Source organism: Arthrobacter sp. 01T428 (genome assembly GCF_056398685.1).
Window position 1 is genome coordinate 1 of the sequence record NZ_JBFTPW010000016.1, and the last position, 15,967, is coordinate 15,967.

At 64.1% G+C, this 15,967-nt stretch carries 14 protein-coding genes; 7 read left to right on the forward strand and 7 right to left on the reverse strand.

Translation table 11 applies throughout. The features are described from left to right. Positions 1-239 precede the first annotated feature (239 nt). Positions 240-995: an ArsR/SmtB family transcription factor gene (locus AC1DJB_RS16575; protein WP_078106162.1), complete on the forward strand. Its 756-nt coding sequence runs from the start codon at positions 240-242 to the stop codon at positions 993-995. 27 nt (positions 996-1,022) lie between these two features. Here the strand turns inward: AC1DJB_RS16575 and AC1DJB_RS16580 are convergent, their stop codons facing one another. After that, positions 1,023-1,376 (reverse strand): GNAT family N-acetyltransferase, encoded by a 354-nt coding sequence (locus tag AC1DJB_RS16580; RefSeq protein WP_441433311.1) that lies wholly within the window; start codon positions 1,374-1,376, stop codon positions 1,023-1,025. Positions 1,377-1,489: 113 nt separating this feature from the next. Further along, positions 1,490-2,314 carry a pullulanase X25 domain-containing protein gene (locus AC1DJB_RS16585; RefSeq protein WP_113990616.1) on the reverse strand — a complete coding sequence of 275 codons (825 nt, stop codon included), beginning with the start codon at positions 2,312-2,314 and terminating at the stop codon, positions 1,490-1,492. A 293-nt stretch (positions 2,315-2,607) separates the two neighbouring features. On the opposite strand from AC1DJB_RS16585, the gene AC1DJB_RS16590 reads away from it, so the two are divergent. Next, entirely contained in the window at positions 2,608-3,321 is a 714-nt protein-coding gene (locus AC1DJB_RS16590) for a hypothetical protein (protein ID WP_441433312.1), read from the forward strand. Positions 3,322-3,382: 61 nt separating this feature from the next. Here the strand turns inward: AC1DJB_RS16590 and AC1DJB_RS16595 are convergent, their stop codons facing one another. Then, positions 3,383-4,405 (reverse strand): adenosine deaminase, encoded by a 1,023-nt coding sequence (locus AC1DJB_RS16595; protein ID WP_059388098.1) that lies wholly within the window; start codon positions 4,403-4,405, stop codon positions 3,383-3,385. A gap of 142 nt (positions 4,406-4,547) precedes the next feature. Between AC1DJB_RS16595 and AC1DJB_RS16600 the strand changes: the two genes are divergently transcribed. Together AC1DJB_RS16600 and AC1DJB_RS16605 are read left to right on the forward strand one after the other, a co-directional pair. Beyond that, entirely contained in the window at positions 4,548-5,453 is a 906-nt protein-coding gene (locus tag AC1DJB_RS16600; protein ID WP_284989727.1) for an MSMEG_6728 family protein, read from the forward strand. Between the two features lie 18 nt (positions 5,454-5,471). Beyond that, entirely contained in the window at positions 5,472-5,876 is a 405-nt protein-coding gene (locus AC1DJB_RS16605) for a DUF1622 domain-containing protein (protein ID WP_307054045.1), read from the forward strand. Between the two features lie 202 nt (positions 5,877-6,078). On the opposite strand, the gene AC1DJB_RS16610 is transcribed toward AC1DJB_RS16605, so the two are convergent. From AC1DJB_RS16610 to AC1DJB_RS16625, 4 genes are all read right to left on the reverse strand, one after another. Next, a complete protein-coding gene (locus AC1DJB_RS16610; RefSeq protein ID WP_441433313.1) occupies positions 6,079-7,392 on the reverse strand; it encodes a sensor domain-containing phosphodiesterase in 1,314 nt (437 codons plus the stop codon). Between the two features lie 166 nt (positions 7,393-7,558). Beyond that, the gene (locus AC1DJB_RS16615) at positions 7,559-9,997 is read right to left on the reverse strand and encodes a Tex family protein (RefSeq protein ID WP_441433314.1); all 2,439 of its coding nucleotides are present in this window, start codon (positions 9,995-9,997) and stop codon (positions 7,559-7,561) included. Positions 9,998-10,105: 108 nt separating this feature from the next. Beyond that, positions 10,106-10,543: a CBS domain-containing protein gene (locus AC1DJB_RS16620; RefSeq protein WP_284989722.1), complete on the reverse strand. Its 438-nt coding sequence runs from the start codon at positions 10,541-10,543 to the stop codon at positions 10,106-10,108. A 132-nt stretch (positions 10,544-10,675) separates the two neighbouring features. Beyond that, the gene (locus AC1DJB_RS16625) at positions 10,676-11,134 is read right to left on the reverse strand and encodes a nucleoside deaminase (RefSeq protein WP_441433315.1); all 459 of its coding nucleotides are present in this window, start codon (positions 11,132-11,134) and stop codon (positions 10,676-10,678) included. A gap of 79 nt (positions 11,135-11,213) precedes the next feature. On the opposite strand from AC1DJB_RS16625, the gene AC1DJB_RS16630 reads away from it, so the two are divergent. From AC1DJB_RS16630 to AC1DJB_RS16640, 3 genes are all read left to right on the forward strand, one after another. Then, complete coding sequence (locus tag AC1DJB_RS16630; protein WP_307054041.1) at positions 11,214-11,606, forward strand: GntR family transcriptional regulator; 393 nt, start codon at positions 11,214-11,216, stop codon at positions 11,604-11,606. Between the two features lie 333 nt (positions 11,607-11,939). Then, complete coding sequence (locus AC1DJB_RS16635; RefSeq protein ID WP_441433316.1) at positions 11,940-12,206, forward strand: DUF5808 domain-containing protein; 267 nt, start codon at positions 11,940-11,942, stop codon at positions 12,204-12,206. Between the two features lie 90 nt (positions 12,207-12,296). Then, positions 12,297-15,962, forward strand: coding sequence for a TM0106 family RecB-like putative nuclease (locus tag AC1DJB_RS16640; protein ID WP_441438450.1), 3,666 nt, complete (start codon positions 12,297-12,299; stop codon positions 15,960-15,962). The last annotated feature ends 5 nt before the right edge of the window (positions 15,963-15,967 follow it).

The following is a 15,967-nucleotide window of genomic DNA, read 5'->3' on the forward strand; positions in this document are numbered from 1 at the left end:
ACCCACCCTGCTCTGCAGCCACCACCACCACGTCATCCACAAAGAACACTGGACCATCACCCTGGACAACGGCACCGCATGGTTCAAACCACCACCCCACCTCGACCCCCGCCAAACACCCCGACGCAACCACCACTTCAGACCCACCCGGACTTAAACCCGCCCACGCAGGAAATACGCCGGACCCAGTCCGCCAAAATCCGTTGACATGTGACCAAATGGTCACCTATTCTGAATGCATGGACGCCGTCTTCAAGGCACTTTCCGACCCCACCCGCAGGGATCTGCTCGACGAGCTGTTCCGCGAGGACGGGCAGACACTCAGCGCGCTTGAAGCACGGTTCGACATGACCCGTTTCGGGATCATGAAGCACCTCAAGATCCTTGAGGAAGCCGGGCTGGTTGTGACCCGCCGTCGTGGTCGCGAAAAGCTCCACTACCTGAATCCGGTACCCATCAGGCTCGTCCACGACCGCTGGGTGAGCAAATATGCAGAACCATGGGCCGCTGCGTTGAGCGACCTCAAGACCAGATTGGAAAGTCCCGTGGAAAAGATCTTCGAAATCTACATCAAGACCACTCCGGAGCGGCTCTGGGAAGCCATCACGGACAGCGACACCCGCAGCAAGTACCAGTTCGGCAACACCCACACTGCCGACTGGACGCCGGGCGGCCACTACGAGATGCACAATCCCAAGGCGAACGGAATGGTCCTGGGCGAAGGCGAAAACGTGGAAGTCGATCCCCCGCGCCGGCTCGTCCAGACCATGCGCGCGCTCTGGGGTGAAGACGTCAAAGCCGAGGGCACATCACGCGTCACGTGGGAGATCGAACCGGTCGGCGATTCCTGCCACCTGACCGTCACCCACAGCGACCTCCGCGAAGGCGGCAACGACCAGATCTACGGCGGTTGGCCGATGATCCTCTCCGGCCTCAAGACCTGGCTGGAGACCGGCGAAGTCCTGACGACTCCCGGTTCATTGATGTATTCGTGAGGCTCGACGGCGGCGCGACCCGCCGCTTTAGGCCCTGGCAGCGGGGACGAGGGCCGCGTTGAGGTACTCCAGGTGCGCCAGCGTCGGGGCAGTAACGTTCGCCGCGTACTCCGGGTGCTTGGTGAGGAACTTCTTGATGAAAGGGCACACCGGCACGATCCCGAGTCTCTCGCTCATGGTCTCGTTCAGGGCCACTTCGGCGAGCCTGCCCGCAAGCCCTTGTCCACCGAACTCCTCGTTGATCACGGTGTGGTAGAAGATCCGCTGCGGGGACCCGCCGTCGTCGTACGCCTTGTACGCGGCCTTCCCGATTACATGGCCGTCAACGAGCACCTCAAAGCGTTCGCGGTCAACGTTGTGGCGGAAAGTGGCATCGGTCATCGCTAGCTCCTCGGTTAGGTTCTGTTGACCTACCCTAACCTCGGAGCCTGGGCGCTTGTTCCCGCGTTTTCTCCAAGTCGCATGTGGACTTGGAGAAAACGTGGGAGAACCGGCTAAGCCGTGACGATGTCGCGTGTGGCGTGGTCGTACGTGAAGGTGACCTTGCCGCCGTCGTGCTTTAGCTCGTGGTTGGCACCGTCACGTGCGCCGAACGCGCCGTAGTTCTCGTCCCACGATCGGTTCAGCGCGATCTTGTACGTGTAGAAACCGGCAGGCAACGTGGCGGCGAGGGTCCACACCTTGCGACGGGCGTTGAACTTCATCTGCACCTCGTCGTATTGCGGAGCCCAGTCCTCAGGCGCGCCGAGAATCGTGTTGAAGTCACCAGCGATCGCGACGGCGGACGGCTGCTCGAGCTTCTCGACGGCGGCAGCCGCTTTGGGTGCTGCAGCTTTCTTGGGCGTTGCCTTGGCGGCGGGGGCCTTCGTTGCTGCAGCTTTGGCAGCAGGTGCCTTTTCCACTGCGGGAGCCTTCTTGGCCGCGGTCTTCCTGGCGGGAGCCTTCTTGACGGGAGCCGTGGGAAGCGGGGTATCTGCCGGGACGGGGATGCCCTCAGTCAGCGCCGTGACGAACTCGTCCGGCTTGGCGAAAGCGACCGTGGCACGCAGGCCGTCGTCGGTGATGGTCCAGCCTGAACGGCCCTTGACGAGCCAGCCGGCCTTGACCAGCTTCGCGGTCTCCGTCGTCAGGCTCTTATGGCCGCGCGGAATGCCTCCACTGAGCAGCTCACTCTCACGCTCATCCAGCGGGACACGGACAATCGCTTCTGCCAGGATCTCGCCGGCATTCAACGACTTCTCGGACCACGTTCCCTCAGCCAAGACGTCCAGGACGGTCTTGAGACGGGCACTGCTTTTTTCGACGGTGGACTTGGCCACTGGGTCTCCTTCAACGGCGAACATTCCTTCAGCAGTCTGCCAATGTTCTGTAAATTCTGGCGACTGTTCTTGGTAAACACCGTGTGTCGTGACCCACTATTACGCCCAAACGCCGGCAAGTGATGGGCGGCTCTCGGGTACCGGCCGGTAGCTGGCGCTTGGGGTACCCTCGAGGGCCTCCGGAGAGCCCCGGCTAGAATCCGCTTCCTTCCGAGCGGCGCCGTGTGCGCCGATATCCACAACCTTGCTCCTCGGCGGGCATATCCCCTCAGGAATCGGCTAGCTTAAACCCCATGGGGAAAAAGCCTATGCAAGACGAAAACGAGCAATGGACTGCCCGCGACGAGGCACTTTGGACCACCGCGGAATTGGCAGTCCTCACGATGCGCGGCCAGTTGGGGCAACGTCAGCACCTTCCAGTACCGTTCGCCCTTCGGCTGGGCGGACCCGAGGAGAGGATCGTTGCACATGGAGGGTTTCAGCTGCTCTCCTGGCATGCACCCGGTGACGGTAGTTACGCCCACAGCCACGGAATGATGGTTGCCACCGGAAGAGGTGGACTGGCCATGATGGCCGGTTTCGCCGCCGCGCAGGCTATTGGCAACGCATCACGACGCCGGCAGGCAGCTGAAATGGCCCAGCCGCGTTGGGTTCCAATCGACCACGGGACGGTCGCCGTGAGCAACTTTGGGTTTTACCTTCACTCCCCCACTGGCATCCATGCCTGGAACTGGCACAGCATCCATATGGCCTCATTGGTGGGTCCAGGGCAGCTCAGCATCGACGGAGTTTCGGAGAATGGCCCGATCAAGTGGATCCTTCACTCTGATTGGGCCGAACTCGTCTTCATGCTCTGGGCGTCCGTCTGTAATCCGACCCATCCCCAGATGACCGACCGGACATGGCTCCCCCAGGATTGGATGACCAAAGCCATGGTGCATGCAATGAGCAATCAAGGCTATCCAACTCACTTCGCGTTTCAGGAAGTGGTCCGGGAACTTCGATAGGGCTGGTGGGCCGACAGCGAGGGCTTAGCTCCGCGCAGCGCGGTGATCGACCCGCGACCGACTAATTGATGGCAGCCTTCTCCCACTCCGAAACCTCGGCCAGCAGCTCAGCCTTCCGGGCCTCGTCCGCGAACGACGAACGCACCGAGTTCGCGGCCAGGCGTGCCCGGTCCGCAATGGACAACCGGTGCACGGCGACAAGCTGCTCGAAGTTGTCGTCCACATAGCCGCCAAAGTACGCGGGATCGTCCGAGTTCACGCTGACATTCAGCCCGGCTGCCAACATCGCAGGCAAAGGGTGATCAGCCAAGGTGTCCACCGCGCGCAGCCGGACGTTGGACAAGGGACACACGGTCAACGGAATCTGGCCTGCCACCAACCGTTCCACCAGAGCCGTATCTTCCATGCAACGGATGCCGTGGTCGATCCTCTCCGCGCCGAGCAGATCGAGGGCCTCGTAAATATACGAAGCCGGGCCTTCCTCGCCCGCGTGCGCGATCCGTCGCAGTCCGGCCTCCGCCGCGCGGCGGTATAGTCGCTCGAACTTCGACGGCGGATTGCCCACCTCAGCCGAGTCCAGGCCGATGCCGGCAATCGGCGCCTTCATGGTTAGAAGCTGCTCCAAAACCTCCAGCGCAGATTCCTCGGACATGTCCCTCAAGAACGCGGCAATCAGGAGCGTCGAGACGCCGAAGTCCTCTACCGACGTCGCGAGCGCGGACGCCACACCGTTCACGCACGTCTCGAGGGCCACGCCGCGCGAGATGTGCGCCTGCGGATCCATCATGACCTCGACGTGCCGCACGCCACCGGCCGCGGCACGTGCCAAATAGGCCCTGGTCATGTCCGCGAAATCCTGCTCGGTGCGCAACACGGCCATGTTGGCGTAGTACAGATCAAGGAATGACTGCAGATCCGTGAACTCGTACCTTGCGCGCAGCTCGTCCAAATCCGCGTACGGAAGCTCAATCCCGTTCCGTTCCGCGAGCGCGAAAATCAGCTCGGGCTGAAGCGTCCCTTCGATGTGTAGGTGCAGTTCGGCAACCGGAGGTGCCGCCGTCGTCGATTCGCCAAAAGTTTCCACTCGACAAGACTAGGACGAATACTGGACGCGCCCCATCTGAGCGCCCGGCAAACAGCGATCAAAGGGCGCCAATAACACGAGCGAGGGGAAGGCCACACCGCGTCAACTTGGATCTACGCCGTTCGGCCCCCAAACTGAAAGGATGCAGACCTTCCTCCCGTTCCCCGATTTCAAGCAAAGTGCTGCCGTCTTGGACACCGCAAGGCTTGGCAAGCAGCGTGTCGAAGCACTGCAGATCCTTCGCGCACTGGTGATCCCCGAGTTCGGCCGGCCCTCCCACCCCGCTATCCGCATGTGGATGGGCTACGTTCCCGCGCTCACCCTCTACGGCCTGGCCATGGTGGACGAATGGGTCGCCCGCGGCAATCCGGACAACACCCGCGCCAGCATCACCGAGTTCGCACCCCAGGCAGCCCACCCGGACTACGCCTCCAAGATTCCGATGCCGCCGTGGCTGGGCGACGCCGATTTCCACCTGAGCCACCGCTCCAAGCTGCTCCAAAAGGAGCCCCGCTTCTACGCCGAGCTCTTCCCGGACACTCCGAACGACCTCGAGTACCTCTGGCCCGAGCCCAGCCACGAGTTCATCCCCGAAGACCCCTACGACGACTTCATCTGGGTGCTTCGCGCTCCGGTGGGCGACGTCGAACCCGAGAAGATCGACAAGGTGGGGATGCCGGCAGCAGGCAAGGCGAAGGCCGCGAACAGTGAGGGCGACGGCTACCAATTCGTTTATGCCTCGGAAACGTCCCGCCGTCCGGGCAAGACCGCCCGCAAGGCCCCGAAGCAGCTGGTGAAGAAGCCCACGCGCAATCGCCAGCGCCAAGATGAGGCCTTCCGGACGCTCCCCGGCAACACGCCAGTTCTCGTCCCCATCGAGGGCGGCGCCAAGTTCGCCTTGGGGAAGATCCATGGCCGCCCCATCACTTTGGAAGACGGCCGTTTCGGCCGCAACTTCGAGGTCACCAAGATCATCGACCGCACGGACTTCGACTACCCCGCGTTGCTGCAGGATCCTCGGGCGTTCTTCCCGATCCCGGCACCCTAGCCCGGCACAAGGGGACTCATGGATTTCCAGCAAATCATCGAGGCTGTCGGCCGATACATGGACTTTGCGGGAGTCGCGGTGATGGTTGTAGGCGCCATCGCGTCGATCCCCCTTGCCCTGCGCGGCTACAAGCCCAAGCGCCTGCCGGCGAGCTCGGCGCCGCTTTCGGTGTACCGCTCCTACAGGCAGCTCCTGGGACGCTCCATCCTGCTAGGCCTCGAATTTCTGGTGGCCGCGGACATCATTCGTACAGTCGCAGTCACCCCCACCTTTGAGAGCGTGGGGGTCCTGGCGGTCATCGTGCTGATCCGGACGTTCTTGAGCTTCTCCATCGAGCTTGAGATTACCGGGCGTTGGCCGTGGCAGAAGGCTCCCGCTCCCTCCCCGGACTCCGGAGCCCATCCGACATCACCGGCTTCGTGACACACGAGTAGGCGCCGGAGAAGCTACTTCCCCAACCGTGCCGCTCTTGCTTGGGACGAATGAGAACAGTTTCATCGGAGATGCCCGCTTGGCCCTTTGGTGAATACTCTGGTTCCCGATGAGTGCCAGCTCAGGCCATCCCTAACGCAACTAACTCGCAGTAGGTGTCGTTCTCAAGCCTCAAAGCGACAACAAATGCGAGTTAGTTGGGCGCCTCACCCCACCGTGCCCAGTCCTCTGGCCGCACCGAGGGCCGCCCGAGAAGGTAGCCCTGCCCGGCGGTCATGCCGAGCTCCGCCACCGCGCTCAACTCAGCTTCGGTTTCGATCCCCTCGGCGACCAAAGCTGCCCCGATTTCCTTCGCGAAGCCGACCATGGCCGCCCCCAAGGCCCGTTGGCCCGGGTCAGTATCGATGCCAGCAATGATTTCCCTGTCCAGCTTGATCACATCAGGCTTGAGCAACAGGACGTGGCGCATGGAAGCAAAACCCGCACCGGCGTCATCAACTGCGATCCTTAAGCCGCGGCAGCGCAAAGGTGCAAGTGCCGCTGCGAGGGGACCATAGTCAACAACGTGGTGGCGTTCCGTCACCTCGAGCACGATCCGGCTGGTCGATATTCCAGAGTGCTCGAGAGTATCGGAGAGTCTCGCGTCCAGGCATGCCCGGGGTGAGAGATTCACGGAAACCGACAACGAGAGTGGCAGCCCCTTCGCAGCCGCAAGTGCGGTCTCGAGGGCAAGAATCTCAAGCTCAACGTCCAGTTCGACAGCCGTAGCCTCAGCGAACATCACCTCCGGGGAAATATCCGGAGAGCCCGGGAACCGGGTCAAGGCTTCAGCCCCAACGATTGAATCTGATTCCAGGGAGCGGATGGGTTGGAATGCCGTCATCAAGGAACGCCCGGCGAGCACCGCCTCGACCCGGCTCCTGATCTCACCGGTAGCCAGCGTGTCCGCCCTCCCGGGGTCAAGCGCCCTGCTGGTTCCTTCGAAACCAGCAGGGCGTCCCGCGGCGTCGCGAAGCGTTCTTCCGGACACCTCCACCAGAACCCTGCTGCCGTCCTTGTGGCGGCACACGGCGTGAAGTCCGGACCAGCCCGCGGCAGCGTCCTCGGTGGAAGCCCTTCCTTGCAGGGCGTCGGCCAGATCATCAGGGTCAATGATCAGCCGGAAATGCCTGCCTAGTAATTCTGAAGGCTCGTATCCGGTCAACTCCACGCCCGCCGGGCTGGAGAAGGTGAAGCGCCCGTCAGGTCCTATGGCCCACAACCACTCCCGGCTGGTGGTCAGCACCGTATCCATCAAGCGCGTGGTCCGGGACGCTTCAGCCCGCTCCCGGAGCTGCTGGCGTACCAAGGAAAACGATGCGAAAACCACAAGCGGCACCACGAGCAACGAAAAAACGTCCGCAATCCAGACCGGCCATCCCCAGGCCTCCCAAGAGTCATCGCCGAAGAGGTACGGCAGGCCCACCGCCAAGGCAACACACAACTCCATGGCGAAGATGGCGTACAACCACCATCGAGGCCTGAACGTCCGTGTCCTCTTCCTTTGCCCGCGCGTTCGAAACATGGCCCCCCCTGGCACAGGCTAACGCTTCTGATCTCCTACATGATGCCACTCATGCTTCAGGAATCGGCAGCATTGCTTCGAAATCACCGCAGGGGATAGGCGGCCGTGGCTACTTCCCCAGCCCGGCCCGGCGCAACGCTTCCGCCATGGCCGTGTTGACCGGCGCTTGAGGAGCCGCCTTCGCGGGGGCCGCCTTCGCCGGGGCCCCCTTCGCGCCCTGTCCGGCCTGCGGTGCCGGACGCCGCTCGCCGCGCTCGCCACCACGCGGGCCGCGGTCACGCCCGCCGCCCCGGGCACCGGAGCCACCGCGCGAACCGGAGTCACCTGGGGTGCCGGGTTCGTCGTCGAGCCTCAGAGTCAGCGAAATCCGCTTCCGCTCCGGGTCTGCCTCAAGGACCTTCACGCGGACGACCTGTCCGGACTTCACGATCTCCCGGGGATCGGACACGAACTTGTTGGCCAGCGCGGACACGTGGACCAGGCCGTCCTGGTGCACTCCGACATCCACGAAAGCCCCGAACGCCGCCACATTGGTGACCGTGCCTTCCAGGATCATGCCGGGTTTGAGGTCGGAAATCTTCTCGATGCCCTCGGAGAACGTCGCTGCAGCGAAGGCCGGGCGGGGGTCGCGGCCCGGCTTCTCGAGCTCGGACATGATGTCGCGCACGGTGGGCAGGCCGAACGTCCCATCCACGAACACCTGGGGATCGAGCGATGACACGGCAGCTCCACGCGCGGCGGCCACGATCTTCCGGGCCACCGAATACGCTTCCGGGTGGACGCTGGACGCGTCGAGCGGTTCCGCTCCCCCGGTGATCCGCAGGAAGCCCGCACACTGCTCAAATGCTTTCGCACCCAGCCGCGGCACCTTCTTGAGGTCGGCCCGCTTGGCAAAGGGGCCGTTCTCATTGCGGTACGCAACGATGTTCTCGCTCAGGAGCGGCCCGACGCCGGCCACCCGGGCCAGCAGCGCGGGCGACGCCGTGTTCACGTCCACGCCCACCGCATTCACGCAGTCTTCGACGACGGCGTCCAACGAACGGTCCAGCTTCGCCGCCGTGACATCGTGCTGGTACTGACCCACACCGATCGACTTCGGCTCGATCTTCACCAATTCGGCCAGCGGATCCTGCAAACGTCGTGCGATGGAAACGGCCCCGCGCAGGGACACGTCCATGCCCGGCAGTTCCGCGGCCGCGAGCGCGGACGCCGAGTACACCGAGGCGCCCGCCTCGGACACCACGAGCTTCTGCAACGTGGGACCGCCGGACGCAGCCAGCGACTTGATGAGCTGCACCGCGAGCTTGTCCGTCTCGCGCGACGCCGTGCCGTTGCCGATCGCCACGAGTTCGACGCCGTGCTGCCGCGCCAAGCGCTCCAGCGTCACCAAGGCCTCGTCCCACTTCTTGGCCGGGGCGTGCGGATAGATGGTATCGGTGGCGACGACCTTGCCGGTACCATCGACGACGGCCACCTTCACGCCCGTACGCAGTCCCGGGTCCAGGCCCAGCGTTGCGCGGTTTCCGGCCGGGGCTGCAAGGAGCACATCGCGCAGGTTAGCGGCGAAGACCCGCACGGCTTCATCCTCGGCTTGAGCGAACATGCGGCCGCGCAAGTCGTTGCTCAAACGGTCCAGGATCCGCGAGCGCCAGGCGATCTGTGCCGTCTGCACAAGCCACGCATCGGCGGCCCGGCCACGCTCGGCGACCCCGAGGCACTTGGCCACAGCGTTCTCGTAGCGGCCGCGAGCGGCGGCCAGGGCGTCGTCGTCGGCTGGTTCTGCCTCGGCGAGATCAAGCTCCAGGACGCCGTCGTTCTCGCCACGCAATAGCGCGAGTACGCGGTGGCCGGGCATGCCGGAAGGCACTTGGGAGAACTCGAAGTAGTCCTTGAACTTCTGCCCCTCGAGTTCCTTTCCCTTCTTCACACGCGAAACCATCCGCCCTTGAGTCCACAAGCGCTCGCGCAGCGCTTCGGCGAGATCGGGATCTTGGGAGACCCGCTCCACGAGGATCGAGCGCGCACCGGCGAGCGCCGCGGAGGCGTCGTCGATGGAGTGCTCGGCGTTGAGGTACTTCGCGGCCTCGCGCTCAGGTTCGAGCTGCGGGTTCGCGAGAAGCGCCTCGGCAAGCGGCTCGAGGCCGGCCTCGCGGGCGATCTGCGCTTTGGTGCGGCGCTTGGACTTGAAGGGAAGGTAGATGTCTTCCAGCCGCGACTTGGTGTCCGCCCCGACGACGGCGGCCTCCAGTTCGGGAGTCAGCTTGCCTTGGGCGGCGATCGCCTCAAGCACCGTTCGACGGCGGTCCTCCAGGTCCCGCAGGTACCGGAGCCGTTCCTCGAGCTCGCGCAACTGGGTGTCATCGAGCGTCCCGGTGACTTCCTTGCGGTACCGGGCGATGAAGGGGACGGTGGATCCGGCGTCGAGCAAGTCAACCGCGGCCTTGACCTGCCAGGCCTTCACACCGAGCTCTTCGGCGATCAGTGCGTAGATGGCGGCGTCTGCCGACTGGGGCTGTGCTGACGGGCTTTGGGGAAGATGGGTCACCATGACATTTTGCCTTACGGGGTTCGCCGTGGCTAAAGACGGAGCGGAGTACCGCACACGGAAGCGCCACGGCCGGCGGGCCGTGACGCTTGATGGGTGCGAAAGTTGCGGTTAGCCCAGTTGCGCCATGGGGGTCTTGGCGGAGATGTGCTCCACCAATTCGCCTACGCGCTCCTCGGTGTAGTTGCGGGCGATGTCGCCCTGGCTGATGATGCCCACCAACTTGTGGTCGGTGATGACCGGAAGGCGCCGGATCTGGTGCTTTTCCATCAGGTCGATAGCTGCGTCGATGCTGGCGTCGGCATCGATCCAGATCGGCGTGCCCTGGGCGAGATCTGCCGCAGTGAGCCGGTCAGCATCCAGTCCCTCAGCAACGCACCTGACCACAATGTCGCGGTCAGTGATGAATCCTTTGAGTCTTCCATCGTTGCCGCAAATGGGCAGCGAACCGACGTCCAGATCGCGCATCAGGACAGCCGCGTCACGCAGCGACTGCTCTTCTTTGACGCACTGGGCATTGGTGGTCATGAATTCGCGCACAACACTCATGAGTCCTCCTTGATCGATTGGGTATCGACGCGGACCCCCGGCACCGACGCCGATGCTGTCAGCCTACGCTTGGGCCTTGGCTGTGGCCAGATGCCGTTTGATTCGCCGGGTTTCCCGCTGCTCGCGCCGGTCTTATTCGGCGATGTCCTCGGCCCACAGTTCCGGATTCCCTTCCTGGAACGTGCGCATCATGTCCACGCACCGCTGGTCATCGAGGACCACAACCTCTACGCCCCGGGACCGCAGCAGCTCGAATTCGCCGCCGAAGGTGCGGGCCTCCCCCACCACCACGCGCGGGATTTTGAACTGGATGATGGTGCCCGTGCACATGGCACACGGAGCGAGGGTCGTATAGAGGGTGGTGTCCCGGTAGCTCTTCTGCCGGCCGGCTGCGCGGAGGGCCGACATTTCCCCGTGGGCGATGGGATCGCCGTTCTGGACACGTTCGTTGTGCCCGCTCGCGATCACCAGCCCACCACGGGCGAGAGCTGCGCCGATGGGAATGCCGCCTTCGCGAAGGCTCTTTTGGGCTGCCTGGTACGCGGCTTCGAACGCGGGATCTTGGGCGGCTTGGGCGTCAGACTTGGTCATTCGGAGCCTGCTTTCGGGGAGGAGGGGATTTTCCGCTAGTTGTTCTATAACTTATATAATAAAGACGGAGGTGGGAGTCATGATCCTCAACGTAGACCTGGCCAGCGACGTGCCGATCTACCAGCAGCTGCGGGACCAAATCGTGGAGGCAATCGCCGACGGCGTGCTGGTCGAAGGCAGTTCGTTGCCGGCCACCAGGACCCTCGCTGCGGACTTCGGGATCAATTTCCACACCGTGAACAAAGCCTATGACCTGTTGCGCCAGCAGGGCCTGATCCAGCTCAACCGCAAGACCGGCGCGGTGGTGACCCCGGCGGTCGCGGACCCGCCGTTCGACGCGGAGTGGACGGCGAGGGCACGGACCCTGCTCGCCGAAGCCGTCGCCCGCGGACTTTCGGCCGAGGAAGTTCTCACGTCCTGCCGGTCGATACTCGATTCATTTGGAACCACGCAGCCAGAGGAAACACCATGACCGTCGCCATAGTCCTGAGCTCCGCGTTGGCGGCACTGGTGCTCGCCATCGCGCTGGTCCTGCCCGCGATCAACAGCCCGACGGTGCCTTTCGGGGTCCGGGTACCGGCCCGGCGTGCCGAGGACCCTACAGTGGTCAGGCAGACCCGCATCTATCGCTGGCGGGTTCTCCTGAGCGGTATCGTCGCCATCGGGGTCTGCCTTGCCATTTATGGCGTGACCGGCGAAACGTTGCTCTTGCCGCTGTCCGTGCTGGTGCTCGTCGGTGCCTGGTATGGCTGCTTCTTCCTTGCCAACCGCGAGATCCGGGCCGCGAAGGCCGCCGGAGGTTGGTATGAGGGAGCGCACCAAGTCATCGCGGTGGATACCGAACTGCGGACCGATCCACCACGGTTTCCCTGGCTCTGGCTGGCGCCGGGAGGACGACAAATACTGGCGGAGCGGCTTGTTCTACGTCAACCGCGAAGACCACGCGCTCATGGTTCCGCGGCGCTTCGGCCTGGGATGGACCCTCAACTTCGGCAATCCCAGGGCAGCCATGATCCTGGCCGGCGTGGTCGCGCTCATCGGCCTGGTGATCACCATCCGCTTCAGCGGCTGACCCCCACTGCCTTGGTCCCTTGCCGGGGCTGCCTTACTGTCGGACCGCACTGATAGCTTGGCATCATCAGCTCAACGGTCTGGGGGCACGGTGTTTTTTCTCGATTCAGAAGATGCAGGGCAAGCGCAGGACCTGGTGTTTTCCGCCAGCGACCTCGTCACGGCCTCCACCTGCGAGTACCAGTTGCTGCGCAAGTTGGACGAGAAGCTGGGCCTCTCGCAGAAGCCGGCCTTCGACGTCGACGAAATGCTGGAGCGCACCGCCGCGCTCGGCGACGTCCACGAGCACAGGGTGCTGGACCGTTTCGTGGCCGAGTTCGGCACCTGGGATCCGCTCACGCGCAAGGGCGTGTTCGACGTCGTTCCCGCCGAAGCGATGGACCGCGCCACCTTGCAAGCCAAGCATGCGGAATCGATCGAGGCTTTGCGATCGGGCGCGGATGTGGTCTTCCAAGCCGCGTTCTTCGACGGCCAGTTTCACGGACGGTCCGATTTCCTCGTCAAGCAGCCGGATGGCAGCTACACGGTGTACGACACCAAGCTCGCCCGCCACGCCAAGGTCACGGCCCTGCTGCAATTGGCTGCCTACGGCGATCAGCTGCTCAAGGCGGGAATCACACCGGCCCCGGATCTGACCCTTGTCCTCGGGGCTACGATTCAGCGGGAGTCTGCTGGATCGGACGGCCGGGGCGGCTTCGACTACGTGCACACCGACCACCGGCTCGCCGACGTCTTGCCGGTCTTCCGCGAACGCCGGGACCGCTTCCTCGCTTTGACGGACACGCACCGATCGCGGCTGGAGCCTATCGAATGGGGCGCGCCCGGAGTCACCGCATGCGGCCGCTGCGACTACTGCAAAGAACAAGTGCGCCTCCACCGGGACCTGCTGATGGTGGCGGGCATGAGAATCACGCGGCGCAAGAAGCTCATGGAAAACGGCATCTTCACCATTGATGCCCTCGCCCAGATGCCCGACGCCGCCGATTCCGCGACGCGGCGCCTGCAGGAACAGGCCCGACTACAGACCAGAACAGCCACCCCCGATGGCACCGTCACGTACACCGACAAGACCGGCGCAGCCAAGAGCATCAGCTATTCCGTTCTCGAGTCCAACTCCTTGGCCCGGCTCCCCCGGCCGGACGCGGGAGACATCTTCTTTGACTTCGAGGGAGACCCCCTGTGGCAGGACCCGGTAACGGGCCGCTGGGGACTGGAGTACTTGTTCGGGGTGATCGAAAATCCGGCCGAGCCGGGCGGAACTCCCGTGTTCAAGCCGTTCTGGGCACACTCCCGGGCTGAAGAACGGCAGGCGTTCATCGATTTCCTCGACTACGTGGAAGAACGCCGCATGAAGTATCCGGACATGCGGATCTACCACTACGCGGCCTATGAGAAAACAGCGCTGCGGAACCTGTCTGTCATCCATACCGTTGGCGAAGCCGCCGTGGACAACCTCCTCCGCGAAGGCGTGTTGGTTGACCTCTACGACACCGTGCGGCACAGCATCCGTATCTCCGAAGACTCCTACAGCATCAAGAAACTCGAGCCCCTGTACATGGGCGAACATTTGCGCTCGGGTGACGTGACCGACGCCGGGGCCTCCGTGGTTGCCTATGCCAACTACTGCACGGCCAGGGACGCGCACCGCGAAGAGGAAGCGGCAACGATCCTGGCGGGCATCTCCGACTACAACGAATATGACTGCCTCTCCACTCTGGAACTGCGGAATTGGCTGCTGGGCCTGGCAGCCGAACGCTCCATTGAACCCGGTTTTCCGGGTACCTCGGGACCCGGGCTACCCGCGGAGACCGAGCCGGACAAGTACCAGGCCGCGCCCGAGGAAACAGCCCTCCTCGAGTACCTTGCCGACTTGCCGGACGATGCCCTCCGCTCCGACAACAACAGGGCGGTGGCCTTGGTGGCGGCCGCAGTCGGCTTTCACCGGCGTGAGGACAAGCAATTCTGGTGGGGACACTTCGACCGCCTGGACCGGCCAGTCTCCGAATGGGAGGACACCAGGGACTGCTTCATCGTGGAGGGCGGCGACGTGCTGGAGGACTGGGCCAAGCCGACGCCCCGAAGCAACCCGGCACGGAAGGTAAGGCTGTTCGGCCACGCAGCCGATGGCTCCGGTTTCGCGCCCGGCAAGAAGTACTTCCGGATGTACGAGCCACCCGTGCCGGAGGCTTTCGACGGTAAGGCAGTCAGCGCCCTGGGCAGGTCGGGAATGTCCGGCACGGAGGTGACCGAGGTCGGCGATCCAGAGGGCCTCGATGACGGCGGCCTGCTTTCAGGTCCCGACGACGGCGCTTCGGATGCCGTGACCATTTCGGAGCGGCTGCCCAAGGGTGCCGAGGAATACTCCCAGCTTCCCATGGCCCTGACGCCCGATGCTCCGGTCAACACCGACGGGCAGAGGAAGGCCTTGAGCGAACTGGCCATCAGGGTGCGTTCCAGTCTGCCGTCGTGGCCCAAGGATCCGGCGCTGGACCTGTTGCGCCGCGTCCCACCGAGGCTGGCCACGCTTGCGGAACTGCCCGCCGTCGGGCCTGGCGACGATGCATATGTGGACGCCATCACCGCCGCCGTGTCGGATCTTGACCAGTCATATCTCGCTGTCCAAGGCCCGCCGGGAACGGGCAAAACCTACGTTGGTTCGCATGTTGTCGAGCGCCTGGTGCGTGCGGGCTGGAAGGTAGGGGTTGTTGCGCAGTCCCATGCCGTCGTCGAGAACATGCTGCACGCCGCAGTGAAGGCCGGGGTGGATCCTTCGCTCATCGCCAAGGAAATGAAGCATGACGACCCCGTTCCCTGGGACCAGCAGGCCAAGGACGACATTGAGCGGCTGCTTGGATCGCGGGGAGGCTGCTTGGTAGGCGGCACGGCATGGACCATGACGGGCCGCACCGTTCCTCCGGGATCCCTGGACTTGCTGGTGATCGACGAAGCCGGTCAGTTCTCGCTCGCCAACACCCTCGCCGTGAGCCGGGCAACGAAGCGGCTCCTGCTCCTTGGCGACCCCCAGCAACTTCCCCAGGTCACCCAGGGCAAGCACCCGGAACCCGTCGATGAATCCGCTCTCGGCTGGCTGGCCCACGGCGCGCACACGCTGCCCGCAAAGCTCGGCTACTTCCTGGCGACGTCGTGGCGCATGCACCCGGATTTGTGCGCCGCGGTATCGGAACTGTCCTACGATGGTCGGCTGCATTCAGCACCGGCTGCTTCCAAGCGGCGGCTCTCCGGAGCTCGGGCCGGCGTCGAATGCGTCTACGTCCCGCACGGCGGCAACTCCACCCAGTCTCCCGAGGAAGCCGCGGAGGTAGTCCGGCAAGTCAGGGCGCACCTCGGGCTGGCTTGGCTGGACCCCCGGGAATCAACCGAGGAGCAGCCGCTGGCCGAAAAGGACATCCTCGTGGTGGCTGCCTACAACGCCCAGGTCCAGCTCATTCAGCACGAACTAAGGGCAGCCGGACTTCGCGGTGTGCGGGTGGGGACCGTGGACAAGTTCCAGGGGCAGGAAGCTCCCGTGGTGATTGTGTCCATGGCTGCGTCCGCAGCCGCCGAGGTGCCGCGCGGCATGGAGTTCCTGCTCTCGCGCAACCGGATCAATGTGGCGGTGTCGCGCGGTCAGTGGCGCGCCGTCGTCGTTCGCTCACCGGAGCTGACAAACTACCTGCCGACCCGGCCGGAAGGGCTGGAGCAGCTGGGCGGCTTTGTGGGCCTGTGCCAGCGTGGAGACCCAACTGACTGGCAGTAGTTGTC

Bases quoted from the DNA above. Each gene is read 5' to 3' on its own strand.
- AC1DJB_RS16580 (WP_441433311.1), bottom strand. From the start codon at position 1,376: ATGACCGATGCCACTTTCCGCCACAACGTTGACCGCGAACGCTTTGAG.
- AC1DJB_RS16615 (WP_441433314.1), bottom strand. From the start codon at position 9,997: ATGGTGACCCATCTTCCCCAAAGCCCGTCAGCACAGCCCCAGTCGGCA.
- AC1DJB_RS16600 (WP_284989727.1), top strand. From the start codon at position 4,548: ATGCAGACCTTCCTCCCGTTCCCCGATTTCAAGCAAAGTGCTGCCGTC.
- AC1DJB_RS16620 (WP_284989722.1), bottom strand. From the start codon at position 10,543: ATGAGTGTTGTGCGCGAATTCATGACCACCAATGCCCAGTGCGTCAAA.
- AC1DJB_RS16625 (WP_441433315.1), bottom strand. From the start codon at position 11,134: ATGACCAAGTCTGACGCCCAAGCCGCCCAAGATCCCGCGTTCGAAGCC.
- AC1DJB_RS16590 (WP_441433312.1), top strand. From the start codon at position 2,608: ATGGGGAAAAAGCCTATGCAAGACGAAAACGAGCAATGGACTGCCCGC.
- AC1DJB_RS16575 (WP_078106162.1), top strand. From the start codon at position 240: ATGGACGCCGTCTTCAAGGCACTTTCCGACCCCACCCGCAGGGATCTG.
- AC1DJB_RS16635 (WP_441433316.1), top strand. From the start codon at position 11,940: ATGAGGGAGCGCACCAAGTCATCGCGGTGGATACCGAACTGCGGACCG.
- AC1DJB_RS16605 (WP_307054045.1), top strand. From the start codon at position 5,472: ATGGATTTCCAGCAAATCATCGAGGCTGTCGGCCGATACATGGACTTT.
- AC1DJB_RS16630 (WP_307054041.1), top strand. From the start codon at position 11,214: ATGATCCTCAACGTAGACCTGGCCAGCGACGTGCCGATCTACCAGCAG.